At 29.8% G+C, this 13,731-nt stretch carries 14 protein-coding genes and 1 tRNA gene; 4 read left to right on the top strand and 11 right to left on the bottom strand.

Going from position 1 to position 13,731, the window contains the following annotated elements; all coding sequences use genetic code 11:
* Positions 1-7: 7 nt before the first annotated feature.
* Both BLT88_RS03510 and BLT88_RS03505 read right to left on the bottom strand, forming a co-directional pair.
* Positions 8-1,300: a membrane protein gene (locus tag BLT88_RS03510; RefSeq protein ID WP_036787303.1), complete on the bottom strand. Its 1,293-nt coding sequence runs from the start codon at positions 1,298-1,300 to the stop codon at positions 8-10.
* Complete coding sequence (locus BLT88_RS03505) at positions 1,297-2,025, bottom strand: type III pantothenate kinase (RefSeq protein ID WP_091953026.1); 729 nt, start codon at positions 2,023-2,025, stop codon at positions 1,297-1,299. The genes BLT88_RS03510 and BLT88_RS03505 overlap by 4 nt, the downstream gene beginning before the upstream one ends.
* Before the next feature lie 98 nt (positions 2,026-2,123).
* Between BLT88_RS03505 and BLT88_RS03500 the strand changes: the two genes are divergently transcribed.
* Positions 2,124-2,196, top strand: a tRNA-Phe gene (locus BLT88_RS03500).
* 56 nt (positions 2,197-2,252) lie between these two features.
* On the opposite strand, the gene BLT88_RS03495 is transcribed toward BLT88_RS03500, so the two are convergent.
* Positions 2,253-3,185 carry an NAD-dependent epimerase/dehydratase family protein gene (locus BLT88_RS03495; protein ID WP_091953024.1) on the bottom strand — a complete coding sequence of 311 codons (933 nt, stop codon included), beginning with the start codon at positions 3,183-3,185 and terminating at the stop codon, positions 2,253-2,255.
* A gap of 169 nt (positions 3,186-3,354) precedes the next feature.
* Here BLT88_RS03495 and BLT88_RS03490 point away from each other — a divergent pair, with 169 nt between their 5' ends.
* On the top strand, positions 3,355-3,816 hold the full coding sequence (locus BLT88_RS03490) for an Lrp/AsnC family transcriptional regulator (RefSeq protein WP_091953022.1): 462 nt from the start codon (positions 3,355-3,357) through the stop codon (positions 3,814-3,816).
* 12 nt (positions 3,817-3,828) lie between these two features.
* On the opposite strand, the gene BLT88_RS03485 is transcribed toward BLT88_RS03490, so the two are convergent.
* From BLT88_RS03485 to BLT88_RS03460, 6 genes are all read right to left on the bottom strand, one after another.
* On the bottom strand, positions 3,829-4,275 hold the full coding sequence (locus BLT88_RS03485) for a DUF1569 domain-containing protein (RefSeq protein ID WP_091953020.1): 447 nt from the start codon (positions 4,273-4,275) through the stop codon (positions 3,829-3,831).
* A 79-nt stretch (positions 4,276-4,354) separates the two neighbouring features.
* Positions 4,355-5,242, bottom strand: a complete 888-nt coding sequence (locus BLT88_RS03480; RefSeq protein WP_036787319.1) for a pseudouridine synthase — start codon at positions 5,240-5,242, stop codon at positions 4,355-4,357.
* Positions 5,243-5,278: 36 nt separating this feature from the next.
* Positions 5,279-6,196, bottom strand: coding sequence for a geranylgeranylglycerol-phosphate geranylgeranyltransferase (locus BLT88_RS03475; protein WP_091953018.1), 918 nt, complete (start codon positions 6,194-6,196; stop codon positions 5,279-5,281).
* A gap of 10 nt (positions 6,197-6,206) precedes the next feature.
* Positions 6,207-7,133 carry a mevalonate kinase gene (locus BLT88_RS03470; RefSeq protein ID WP_036787324.1) on the bottom strand — a complete coding sequence of 309 codons (927 nt, stop codon included), beginning with the start codon at positions 7,131-7,133 and terminating at the stop codon, positions 6,207-6,209.
* 45 nt (positions 7,134-7,178) lie between these two features.
* Positions 7,179-7,685, bottom strand: a complete 507-nt coding sequence (locus BLT88_RS03465) for a toxin-antitoxin system YwqK family antitoxin (protein ID WP_052107575.1) — start codon at positions 7,683-7,685, stop codon at positions 7,179-7,181.
* A 27-nt stretch (positions 7,686-7,712) separates the two neighbouring features.
* Positions 7,713-8,792, bottom strand: a complete 1,080-nt coding sequence (locus BLT88_RS03460; RefSeq protein WP_091953017.1) for a diphosphomevalonate/mevalonate 3,5-bisphosphate decarboxylase family protein — start codon at positions 8,790-8,792, stop codon at positions 7,713-7,715.
* A 647-nt stretch (positions 8,793-9,439) separates the two neighbouring features.
* Between BLT88_RS03460 and BLT88_RS03455 the strand changes: the two genes are divergently transcribed.
* Together BLT88_RS03455 and BLT88_RS03450 are read left to right on the top strand one after the other, a co-directional pair.
* Positions 9,440-10,051: a thiamine diphosphokinase gene (locus tag BLT88_RS03455; protein ID WP_036787332.1), complete on the top strand. Its 612-nt coding sequence runs from the start codon at positions 9,440-9,442 to the stop codon at positions 10,049-10,051.
* Between the two features lie 4 nt (positions 10,052-10,055).
* Positions 10,056-10,289, top strand: a complete 234-nt coding sequence (locus BLT88_RS03450; protein ID WP_091955641.1) for a hypothetical protein — start codon at positions 10,056-10,058, stop codon at positions 10,287-10,289.
* Positions 10,290-11,051: 762 nt separating this feature from the next.
* On the opposite strand, the gene BLT88_RS03445 is transcribed toward BLT88_RS03450, so the two are convergent.
* Together BLT88_RS03445 and BLT88_RS03440 are read right to left on the bottom strand one after the other, a co-directional pair.
* The gene (locus BLT88_RS03445; protein ID WP_091953015.1) at positions 11,052-12,521 is read right to left on the bottom strand and encodes a transporter substrate-binding domain-containing protein; all 1,470 of its coding nucleotides are present in this window, start codon (positions 12,519-12,521) and stop codon (positions 11,052-11,054) included.
* Between the two features lie 512 nt (positions 12,522-13,033).
* The gene (locus tag BLT88_RS03440) at positions 13,034-13,714 is read right to left on the bottom strand and encodes a glycosyltransferase (protein WP_302846613.1); all 681 of its coding nucleotides are present in this window, start codon (positions 13,712-13,714) and stop codon (positions 13,034-13,036) included.
* Positions 13,715-13,731 lie beyond the last annotated feature (17 nt).

Raw genomic sequence — 13,731 nt, 5'->3', positions numbered from 1 at the left:
TTATTTGTTAATCAATCTTTCTCTTCTGAAACCAGTTAGTGTCCGTCAAAGATAAACTTAATCTAAAATTAAAATAATTTTCTTGTATTAAATTATTGCTGGTGGTTCCTCTTTTACCATACTCAAATCCCATATTTACAGTGGACAGACGTTTTAATGGTAAACCTAAACCAAAAGATATGCCAAAGTCATCAATTGGCGTAAAATTAGTATTACTCCCTGAACCATCAACCAACAAGCCAGTTTTTTCAAAACGAACTCCAGCCCTATACGTAACTCTGTCCCAATAACTGGAAATAGAATTTATTTTTGGCAAATAAAATCCTCCTAAAGAAAACCTATTTGACTTACCGTATTTATATGCTCCATTTATATTAACCTGCAAACCTTCAGTAGTTATAACATCTTGATTTTCATACTCTAAGCCTGCATACCATTTATCACGCTTCCCAACACCTACACCTAAAGTAGTCTTTGAAGGTAAGTTAAACTTACCATCAATAACTGCACTTGAAACCGTATCTCTTGCATTTTCAAAACCAGAAGCGGCAACAGTTAATGAATACAAATAATCATTACCCGAAACCTTTAAATCATTACCTAATTTAAAAGTAGCACCCGCATTTAAAACTAATTTATTTTTTAATGTTTTTTGGTATTGAGCCCCCAATTTTAGGGAAACACCTTTCATTACTGTAGCCTCATCATATTTAGTTGCTAAAGAGACATTATCTCTTTGATTCGTAATGCTATTGTTAACATTTCCAAAAATGTAATCAGCCTCTAAACCTAGTGATAATCCTTTAAATACCTTAATTCCGAAACTACCATAAATTTTATTAACCCCTCCGTTACCCGAAAATAAAGATGTTTCAGAAATATCTCCATTACTGTCGGTAAGAGAATTTGTTAACGAATATCCTACAGAAGAAACTGGTTGTAAACCTATTGAAAAACCCGCTTTACCGCCTATTGGGAAAGCCAAAGCGATGTAAGACAAACTGGTTGAATTAACATTTTGTTTTGTTGTACTGCTTTCAATAGTTAAATCAGTATTTAATAATCCAAATGCATATGTTGTATACCTTAAATCTGAATATGCTGCAGGATTTGTAAAATTTAAATATTTGTAATGGTTAAATGCAACACCAATACCACCCATAGAACTTTGTTCTACCGTTGTACTCGTAAACTCTTCTCCAATACCAAAATAAGAATAAGGAGACGAATTTGTTCTTTGTGCTAAAAAAGTTAAAGAAGTTAACAGTATTAAAGCTGCTACTAGAATCTTTTTAATCATTTGTTTTTGTTAAAAATCAATATTTCATTTAATCCTTCTAAGAGAAAATTTTGATTCGCAAATATGCTACTTTTTAATTGTTTTGCCAAGAAATTTGTATCTCCACCTGTTAAAACAACTGTTAAATCTGAATATTTGTTTTTATATTGAGAAATAACACCTTCCAATTCATTAATAACGCCATTAACTACGCCAGAATTAATACTTTCATTTGTATTCATTCCTATAAAATTTTGTGCTATCTTTTTTTCTAAAAGCGGTAATTTACTAGTGAAATCATGCAATGCTTTATATCTCATTTCAATTCCTGGTGAAATTGCTCCTCCTAAATATTCAGATTGATCATTCACAAAATCAAAAGTGATACATGTTCCAGCGTCAATGATTAATATATTCCTCTTTGCATATTTCTTTACGGCAGCAGCAACTAATGCAATTCGATCTACGCCTAAAGTTTCCACAGTTTCATATAAATTATTGAAAGGAACATTTGTGAATGAAGATAGAACCAATAAATTGACTAAGTTTTGAAGTTTTTGCATCTTGTATTCAGCAATAAAACCCACATTAGACAAAATTCCAGCAGTAATTTTGTACTTTTTTAATATTTTTTTTATTTCCGATAAAAGTTCATTTACATCAATAAAAATTACTTCAACGAGCGTATCTTTCTCAAAAACAGCAAGTTTTACTCTTGTATTACCGGCATCAACAATTAGATTCATCTTTAATTTTATAATAAATTCAAAAATACAATAGATTTTTTTATAATTTCTTTAGTACATGTCAAAAAACATTTTATATTTGCATCCGCTAAGGCGATGGTACCTTAGCTCAGTTGGTAGAGCAAAGGACTGAAAATCCTTGTGTCCCTGGTTCGATTCCTGGAGGTACCACAAAAAAATCCGAACTTACGTTCGGATTTTTTGTTTTTAAAAAGTACTTCAAAAATTTATTTCAAATTTTCAATCATCGTTTTAGTCATAAGGTTTAAATTATATTCCGGTTTCCAATTCCAATCGTTTCTAGCGGCCGTATCATCAATACATTTTGGCCATGAATTGGCAATCACTTGTCTAAAATCTGGCTTATAAGCTATTTTAAAATCAGGATAATATTCTTTGATTGACAGCGCTATTTGTTCAGGGTTAAAACTCATACCAGCGATATTATAGGAGGTCCTTATCGTTAACTTTTCTTTATCCGCCTCCATTAATTCTAAGGTAGCCCTAATTACATCATCCATATACATCATAGGCAACATTGTAGACGCATCTAAAAAACACTCAAACGACTCATTTTTGACAGCCTTATGAAAAATATCTACAGCATAATCTGTTGTACCGCCGCCCGGTAAAGATTGGTATCCAATAACCCCAGGATATCTCAAGGAACGAACATCTAAACCATATTTTTTAAAGTAATAATTTGCCCAATTTTCACCAGCTACTTTACTCATGCCATAAACTGTGGTAGGCGTTAGATTTGATGACTGCAACGTATTTTCTTTATCAATATTTTCACCAAATACAGCTATTGAACTCGGAAAAAATACTTTTTTCACTTTATGTAGTCGAGAAACCTCTAAAACATTGAATAAAGTTTTCATATTCAAATCCCAAGTTCCTAAGGGATTTTGCTCTCCTTTTGCCGATAAAATTGCAGCAAGATGATAAATCTGAGTAATCTTGTTTTTTAAAACAACTTCTTCTACTGCTTTAAAATCTGTAGCATCCAATGTTATAAAATTATCTTCAGACCCAATCTTTTTGTATAAATCTGAGGCAATAACATTGACTGCGCCATAATTAAGGCGTAACTTTTCAGTTAAGACGGTTCCTAATTGCCCATTTGAACCAACTATTAAAATAACATCTTTATTCATTTTTTGATCAAGTATTAAAAAATAAAATTATAGTATTTATCAATATAAAAAGTTTTATACCCTACTTTTAAATCAAAAAAAGTATTTTTAACTTTTAAATAGGGTATTTAAAGAATATTCAACTTAATAGACATTTAATTTATTCTTAAAAAAGAGAATTAACCTGCATATGGAAAAAATAGACGAAACGGACCTGAAAATTTTGAGAATCTTACAAAAAGACTCTAAAAAAACAACCAAAGAAATTGCCAAAATTTTAAATTTAACCTCCTCTCCAGTTTACGAAAGAATTAAAAGATTAGAAAAACAAAAGTTGATTAAGAAATATGTGGCGCTTGTAGATAAAAAAAAGTTAAACATACCCATAACAGCAATTTGCATGGTTTCTTTACGATATCATCATGAAGGATTTATTGATAAATTTGAGAAACAAATTAAAGAACTAAAGGAAGTACAAGAATGTTATCATATGGCAGGAAAAGTAGATTTTTTCCTAAAAATAAATATGACAAGTTTAGATAATTATCATCAATTTGTAAGAAGTAAATTATCTAAAATTGAGAATATTGGTGTGCTTGAAAGCTATTTTGTTTTAAAAGAAATTATGTCTAGCACAGAATATTGTATCTAATATTTACGAAAACTACCTTACAATATCTCTCACAATTTTTAAATGATGATTGGTATGTAATCTTAAAAATTTAATCGTCTGTTTTTTATTTAATTGCTGGAATACGGGGTGTGTAAAGAATTGATTCTCCTTTAAACTATCAATTGTCTCAAAATTTCTTATTGCTTTTTCTAATTGATTTTCAATATCTTCTTTTAATAATACTTCTGGAGGTAAAACTCTTTTTGGAGCTTTTGCTTTTCCTCTGGGGAAAAAACCCATTGTAAATGCAAATAAACGCATTCCATTAAAATTTTTCTTGTAATCATCAGAATTTGAATTTTTTAAGGATTCCAAAACATTATTAACTACTTTTAAAGAATGATCTAAATGCCAACCAACATTTGCTTTCGAAATCTTTAAATTTTCTTTCTCTTGATGTGTTATGCATTCTCTAATGATTCCAAATTCTTTATCCAAAATTTCTGTTTTTTTACTTCACGAATATATATAAAATTTACGCATAAAAAAATCCAGCTTTTTGGCTGGATTTATATATTTATTTCATCATTTGAAGATTTGTAAGCTCTAAATTAGTTAGCTCTCTCCATCTACCTCTTGGTAAGTTTCTCTTGGTTAATTCCGCAAAAATAACTCTATCTAGTTTGTTCACTTTATATCCTAAATGTTCAAATATTTTACGAACAATTCTATTTCTACCGGAATGAATTTCAATACCAACTTCAGACTTTGGTTGCCCATCAACGTATGAGACTGCATCAATAAATACTTTTCTACCCTCTATAATAACCTCTCCTCTCAATTTTTCTAAATCTTTTAAATCGAGTTTTTTATCTAAAGAAGCATGGTATAATTTTCGCACATTATGTTTCGGATGTGTTAATTTCTTGGCTAAATCTCCATCATTTGTAAATAATAACAAACCCGTTGTATTTCTATCTAACCTTCCAACAGGGTAAATTCTTTCTTTTGATGCATTTGCAATCAATTCCATAACCGTTTTACGTCCACGATCATCATCCATCGTAGTAATGTAATTCTTAGGCTTATTTAAAAGAATATATCTTTTCTGCTCTGGAGTAATAGATGTACCATCAAAACGAACAACATCATCAGATTGTACTTTGTACCCCATTTCTGTTATCAACTTTCCATTTACCTCAACACTTCCGTGTTCTATGTATGTATCTGCTTCTCTTCTAGAGCAAACACCTGAATTGGCAATGTATTTATTTAATCTAATTCCTGCTGATTCGTCTGTTTTCGGAGTTGGACTTATTTTTTTAAAGTCCTTTTTAAAACTCTTTCTGCTTAGCGGAGTCGTCTTTTTAGCATCTCTATGAAATGAGTTTTTTTTAGTATCTTTTTGAGGTGTACTTCTTTTACCTTCTTGTCGTCTTCCCGACGAGTTTTTATTTGATTCCATTTTAAAAATTTTGGCAAAGGTACTTAAATTGAAACTCTAATTCAATCTATCGATTACTTTTTCTAATAGCAGAGAAGTATCTATAAAAACTAAACAAAAAACACCAGTTAATAAAAGAAGTTTCAAAATGTTATGTAAAAAAGTATACTGCTTTTGCTGGGTTGATTTCCAAAGGTAAACACCAACAAAAGATAAAGTTAATAGTGCTAAATAAAAATAGTACCGCATATCACCTAAGGCCGGATAAGTAAACAAAATTATTACCGGAATAAAAGCAAGTAATAATAATAAGAGTGACAATTGCTTTGTTTTTAACTCTCCATAAACTACAGAAAATGTTTTATAATTATTCGCTAGTGCTCCCTTTATATTTTCTAAATCTTTAATTAATTCTCTAACCATAATTACTAAAAACAAGAAAACTGCATGAAGAAAAATGATTTTTGAAAAATTTTTATAATACACAAAAACAGCAAAAAAAGGTAAAATTGTTAGTATGGTCGCAGAAATTAAACCTGTAAAAGGATGTTTTTTTAATTTGTGAGAATATAACCAAATACCAAAAATATAGACTGAAAAAAAAAGCGCTGATTTCCACGAAACAAATAAACCAAAAGTAAATCCTAAAAAATTTAAGATAAAATAAAGCATCAATTTTGTTTCCTGTTTTACGTAATTATCTATGCCTGTTTTTAAAGGTCTATTAATTCTATCAACCTTAACATCATAAAAATTATTAATAATATACCCTGCAGCAACCACACAAACAGAAGCTAAAACAATATATAAAAGATCAAAATCAAAAATAATAGCCCTGATAGATTTTTTAGGCGAAAAAATAAAGATGGATGCTAAGTATTGTGCTATTATTAAAACAAGTATGTTATAGCCTCTTATTACCGATAATAAGCTAAATATCTTTTTTAGAAAAGTCTTCGTTTTAGAAGAACTCATGAGGTACGTTTTAAAATCTATAAACTAGTTCTAGCTTATAGCCCTTTAAGCTTTCTTGTGCTTTTTGGTAATCTTCGGTAAAACCTAAAATATAGCCCCCACCTCCTGAACCACAAAGTTTCAGATAATAATCGTTTGTTTTAATTCCTTTTTCCCACACTTTATGAAAAGCATCAGGAATCATAGGTTTAAAGTTTTTAAGAACTACCTTCGATAAGCTTTTTACGTTGCCAAAAAGCGACGCAACATTGCCATGTAAAAAATCCTCAATACAAGCGTCTGTATAGGTGACAAACTCTTCGTTTAACATTTTTCTAAAACCTTCATTTTTCATCTTGTTCATAAAGATATTCACCATCGGTTCTGTTTCACCAATTTGCTCTGAATCTAATAGGAAAACTGCACCTTTTCCTTCTTTTTGAGACGGAATACCCGCAGGCTCTAAATGCTCTTTTGAATTGATTAATATTGGTAAACTTAAATAAGAATTTAGCGGATCTAAACCAGAACTATTTCCATGAAAGAAAGACTCCATCAAAGAGAAAACACCTTTTAGCTTTAACAACTTTTCTCTGGTTAAATTTTCTAAAACGGTAATTTTATCATGCGCATATTTATCATACACAGAAGCTACTAGAGCTCCAGAACTTCCCACTCCATAGCCTTGGGGTATGGAAGAGTCAAAATACATTCCATTTTCTAAATCTGTTTTAAATTCTTGTAAATTGAAAGAAATTAAATCAGAATTTAAACTCGTTAAATATATATAGAATTTGTATAAATTTTCGTTTGATTTTTTGGTTGCACCTTCCAAATTTTTGGAAGTTTTCAATGCCCCCCTGTATGCGTTATAAGGTATTGCTAGTCCTTTAGAATCTCTAATAATTCCATATTCCCCAAAAAGCAAAATTTTGGCATAAAAAAGTGGTCCTTTCATATTTTTTTTTATCAATAGCTTTACAAAAATACAATATTTACTGCACTAATCAACTGATGAGTCTCCGTTTTTATAAAAGGTCTTCCAAATACCCACTTTTTCTCCATTCTTATATTTTCCGCGAGATTGAATTTTACCATATTTATAGTAGGTCTTCCAAATTCCATCACGCAAACCTTTGGAGTAATGACCAACTCTTTGCGTTTCTCCTGTATCATAAAACTCCGAGAAACTCCCTTCTGGTTCTCCTTCAAAATAATGAACGTTCTGATAGACTTTACCATTTTCATGAAAGAACTTTACCTTACCTTGAAACATTTCCTTGTTAGGAATAGATACCGTGCTAAATCCTTCCATTTGTTTTTTTCCAGAAACATAATAGTCCACAATCCAATAACCTTTGTCCTTTTTTTTCGGGCTCGGTCTGTAATAAGCCGCTTTTTCTTTTATTGAGACTTTCCAATTTGAATCAAACCAAACAGTTTCTTGGGCACACATGGATGAAGTTAAAAACCCCACCATTATGGCAATAAGTAAAGTTGAACTTTTCATAATGAGATGTTTTAATTACAGAAAATATTACAGTCTTTTTGCTCCGAAACCGACTGTATCACAAATATAATGATTTTTCTGACAGTATTTAGATAGCTGATTATCAATAAATTGCAATATATTCTCTTTTTCGTTTTCAGGAAACAACACATGAACGTTTGCGCCTGCATCTAAGGTAAAACAAATATTACTGCTGTTTTCTTGACGATATTCCCAAACTTTGTTGATGATTTCTAACGTATTTGGTTTCATCAAAATAAAATAAGGATTGCTAGTCAACATCATAGCGTGCAGCGTTAAAGCCTCACTTTCGACTAGATTAATAAAATCCTTACTGTTGCCTTCTTGCAGGATTTTAGACATTTTAGACAAGTTTTCGTTAGCTTGTAAAAAACGATTTTCTGCGAATGGATGCTTGTGCATTAAATTATGACCAATTGTGCTGGAGACTTGTTTTTCACCCTTGTCAACCAATAAAATTACATCTTGGTAATTCTCGAAAAATGGATGTACCTTATAAGGAAACTGTATTCCAAATAAATCTGAACTTCCTTCAATTTCTGGATGATTTCCCCAGACAACTAATGGCCCTTCAATACTTCTACTTGCACTTCCAGAACCTAATCTAGCTAAAAAAGAGGCTTTTTTATGAATCTTATCCACGGATAAATTTGGATTTAATTCCTTTTCTAAACTCATTAAGCACATAGCAATTGCACTTAAACCACTTGCAGAAGAAGCAATTCCGCTAGAATGTGGAAATGAATTTTCTGAATTAATCGTCATTTCATATTCCAGGATATAAGGACAATATGATTGCACTCTCTTAAAAAATTCTGCAATTTTTGGCTTGAATTCGTCTTTTTGTTTTCCTTCAAAGAATAAGTTAAAAACGACTTCATCAGACTTTTCTTTTCTAATAAAATCGACTCTAGTAATTGTATGACAATTATTTAAAGTAAAACTAATAGAAGCATTTTTAGGAATCTGTGGATTACTCTTTCCCCAATATTTTACAAGCGCGATATTACTTGGTGTTTGCCAAGTAAAACTTGCTGTCTCAACAAATTTTAACGTCGATTTTGCTATAAATTGATCTGTATTCAAAGTCTAAAAATTTTAAAACAAAGATAAAGGTTACCCTACACTTCTGCTAATTTTTGCAAAACGGATTCTTAACAGCTGCTGCTTATCGTTGATTTTTTATGATTATTTCTATCCCTTAGTTTGTTTTCTACATAATTTTCCATGTAATAATGATAAAGACTTTTGCATTCTGATATACTTTTTTAAAGGCAATTTTACTGCTAGATTGCAAAACAGCTTCTTTAATTACAATTGTTTCTGCTATGCTAAAATCAGTAAATAATCGCTTTAGATTTCTAATTTAAAAAATGGACTTAAAATTTATTTTACTTGTATCTTGAATGATATAAAGAATATAAAATGGTTTCTGTTTTTCTGAATTTAAAATTCAGAAAAAAACATAACATTGAGCAGATGAAACATAAAATTAACAAGGAGTTCTAAAACTTTTATGATGCACGGGCGTATTTGGCGAGCTATCAAAACCAAATCAGATTTAATTTCCTCTCTCCTACTTTTGAAATAGTACTTTTTTTTACTAGGAAATTTGTTTGCCATTATTTTAACTTGGATAAAAAAGTAAGAAAAAACTTTTTCTCTATTACCTTCAATAAAGCATCTTTCAAATTTTTAGAAATGATGCTTTATTGTTTGTATTTTTGTTGCTGATGAAACAAAAAAAAGTCTTTTTACTTTTAAACGGTGAACCCCCAAAAGAAATGCCAAATTTATCTAATTATGATATTATTTGTGCTACTGATGGTGGGTATCATTTTTTAGGAAATAATAAAATTACACCAGATTTTGTTTGTGGCGACTTAGACTCATTGCGAGAAATACCAGAAAATATTGAAGTAATTTGTACACCAAATCAAGATTTTACAGATTTTGAGAAAGCATTACAAATTCTATTTGACAGAGGCCATACAACAATTGATATTTATGGTGCGAGCGGAAAAGAACAAGATCACTTTTTAGGAAATCTGAACACTGCTTTACAATGGAAAGAAAAATTGAACCTTACTTTTTTTGATACCTACAGTCGTTATTTTTTGGCTGACAAGAACACAGAAATCACTAATTGTAAAGACCAAGTTATTTCTTTAGTCCCTTTCCCAAGAGCAACAAACATTCTTACTGAGGGATTACAGTATGCATTAAATAAGGAAAACTTATCCTTCGGAGCAAGAATTGGCACAAGGAATAAGGCAACAAAAAACCAAATAAAAATTACTTTTGAAAGTGGTAATTTATTCATTTTTATCAATCATAAGAAATAAAAAAATGGCGAACAAAATAAAATTATTATGGGATTTTAGAGGACCAGATGCTAAAGAAACTGCAAAACACCATACTACTCATTTAAAAGAATTTGCAACCATAGAGAATTTAAGTTTTCATGAAATTGACATCCAAGAAAAAAACCCCATGCTGGTTTCAGCTTTTATTGTTGTAGATGAAAAGGATATGAAAATTTACAGAGACGCTTTAAAACCTCAAAGAGGTGAAGTTGTTTAGTTAGGTCTTTTATGCACTTTGTAAAACACCTGTTTATTTTAAAACAAAATAGCAGCAAACCTTCATGCATCTATTAAGTTAAAATATTTCCTTCAAAAATATTTCACTCATTACAGCAATCCCTTTTCTATTTATTTCTTCGATAAGAGTTATAATTATGAAAAAATGTTAATTTTTGAGCCGCCATAAACTTGAATAAAAAATTACGCTACCCTAGAATTATTAATAAATTTTATAGGCTTTACTGAAAACAAAAAAAATTATTCTTCGGAGTTTGCCTTAATTTATAAAAAACATCTTCTTTCTAATCTTACTCATTCCGATTGGAATATTAGCTCAATCAAAAAACGATATTAAACCGAGAAGTTAGAGCTATATTACTAGTGATATTTTATCACCATTTTTTTTCATTTTGATGCAGAGGAAGGATGGGATTTGTAAAGAATTTGAATGAAAAGTCTACAATCAGCATAAAAAAAGTATAAAATATTTTGAAATAGAAATATTTTATATCAATCATAATGAAAACTTAATAAAAGACGGATTCTGTGACAAACAAAATGAATTCCTAACCTTTGATACGGCTGATTATAACAGACTAAACTTTCTGTTTCAGTCTGGCCAGATAGGGCAATTATCTAAATATAGTAAAAAATATTTTTGAATGGAGTTCAACAAAAAATAGTTTCTGCCAAATAATTATAAAAATACCTCAAAATTCTATTGGTATTACTCGTTAAGATATTTATTTCAAAAAATAAATTATTCCAAAGGAATGAACTGTTTGTAATGATTATATCTGTCAAAAATTTGCTCTATATAATTAGCTGGTTCTTCACCTCTCACATATCCATATTTTATGAAAGATTTATTATAATTCTTTGGTAAACTCAAAGCTAAAATCATCTTTTCTACATTGTCTGACCAAATAGTTGAATCTAAGTCATTTTCTACTGCTAAACGCTGAGCATCTCTAACATGACTATATCCACAATTGTAAGAAGCTAATGAAAATTTAATTCTATTTATAGAATCATTTATATCTGTAAATCGATTATATAAATAATCTAAATAATCTGTTCCACCTCGAATACTTTCATTCGGATCAGAAACATCCTTTATGCTAAGAGATTCTGCAGTGGATGGCATCACTTGCATCAGCCCTTTGGCGCCGGCCCATGATTTAGCGATAGGGTCAAATCTAGACTCTTGATAAACTTGTGAGGCCAATAATCTCCAATCCCATCCAATTTTAGTCGCATGTTTCTTTATCAAATTATCGTATTTACTAATTTGATTATTCTTTAAGCTATAATAGTCGCTCTTTATTCGCTGCTTAAAGGTTCGTTTATTTTTAAAGTACTTATTATATATAACATTAAAGTTAGATTTCTTTCTCTGAGAGATTATCCATTTATTAACAACTTCACGAAACATGGGAGATTTTTTTCTCGTAACCCAGGCAATTCTTTGCGAAAAAGAAATAGGAACATCAATTTTTAGAATAGGATTAAAAGAAGCGTTTATTTTCGCCAAATTTTCATCAGCTATGGTGTATTCAATTTTTCCGTCTGCCACCATATCAATAATTTCGTCTGTTGATAATTTACTATTTAAAGTATCAATCATAATATTCCCTCCCATTTCATTTGACAAACTTAATAAGCGCTCAATATAGGAGGAGTTTTTTCTTATCGAAATTGTTTTATCTATTAATTCAATCGGATCCTGAATAAGTTGCTTCTGTAAATTGCTCCAAGAAATATTTAAGTAATTATCTGGTTTTTTCTGAACAAGCACCTGCCTAGTAAGGTATAAATACTCTGTAAAATCAACTTCCCACTTTCGTTGATTTGTGATGGTCATACCATGCGCTATGAGATCAACATCTCCTCTATTTAAAACTTCAAATTGAGTGTCGAGATTATTAGATACTACAAGCTCTAATTTTAAATCAAGATGCTTTGCTAACTGTGTCAACAATTCATATTCAAAACCCATAGCTTGCCCCCGATATAAAAAATAACTAGTACTGCTATACACAACCAAAGCTCTTAAAACACCGTCTTTTTTAATTTCCTCCAAATCTCTATCCACAGAGTTCTCAACAAAGGGATTCACCCTATTTTGAGCCGAGCCAACTTTATATTCACCTTGCTGCTGGCAGGATATTAAATGTAAAGAAATGGCTATAATAAAAAATTGTTTCGCATATGTCTTCAATATAATCATATTTAAAAATCGAATACAATAAAAACTGCTAGAAATTATAACTATAGTAGTAAAAAGCCGACCTAAATGGTTTTCAGTAAGTAGAACAATTCTTTCAAGAAAAGTTATCATTAGTATCATTACAATGGGGTAGAAAATACTTGTTTTCATGAATTTATTACTCTTTTCTTTTCAGCTTTATTCTAACATTTTTGTATCCAATCGGTTACATTGAATTGCTCTAAGGTAAAGAAAAAATAATTGAAACTAAATTATGAAATAAGCGGCAAGGCACATTGAGATAAATGTCAACTATTTACAACTACAAATTTGTCTAAAAAAGTCAGATTGGACCGCAAGTGAAAAGAAAACCCAAATAGCTGCATGATTTTTAATAATAAGTTCGCTTTTATATTATACTTACAGATACTCTTTTTTTTTTAAGTAATTTTTAAAAAGCCTCTTTAAGTTTAAAAAAAGCTTCTCATTTTTTTCTCATATTAAATTTACACTTCTAGGAAAGCTGTCTATTTTTATAATTTTCTGTAAATAAACTTCAAAGTAATTAATAAAGATAAAAAAGGATAAAAACCTAAATTCGTATGTGTCTTTTTTAATTTTAATTCTTCTTTGTATAAAGACCAATTGTAATCTTTAGAAATACCTTCTTCATCACAATTAGATATAATAGCATCAATTTTTTCTGCTTTTATATTTTCACAATAAAGATTTAAATTAAATTTATAATCAGCTAAAACCCTATAGTTAGTATCATAATTGATTTTGACAAATAGTTTTTTATTATAAAATACAGACTGATGATGCAAAGTATTCTTTATCCATAAAAGGTTAGAAAATTTTGATGTGAAATTAGTTTTATCATATCTTACATTCCCATATAAAATATCCAAGTTAACATTTAACTTCTTGGAAACAATACTCAAAGTATTTTTGTGCTCTATAGTATCTCCAGCTCCTAAAAAATAATACCATTCACCTTTAGATAAGGAAACTCCATGATTCATGGCATCATAAATTCCTTTATCCTTTTGAGAATGATAAAAAAATGGCGCTTCTAACTTATTTAAATAGTTTTGGGTCTCTATGGATGAATTTCCGTCCATAATCCAAACCTCAAAATCCTTAAATATTTGATTTTTAATACTACCCACTGTTTTTTGCAATCCTTTTAGATTGTTTAAAACCGGAACTATTATAGATATTTTTGGAT

It is taken from the genome of Polaribacter sp. Hel1_33_78 (genome assembly GCF_900106075.1).
GTDB lineage: Bacteria > Bacteroidota > Bacteroidia > Flavobacteriales > Flavobacteriaceae > Polaribacter.
The sequence above is the reverse complement of the archived record's forward strand: the minus strand, read 5'-3'. Positions and strand labels throughout refer to the sequence as shown.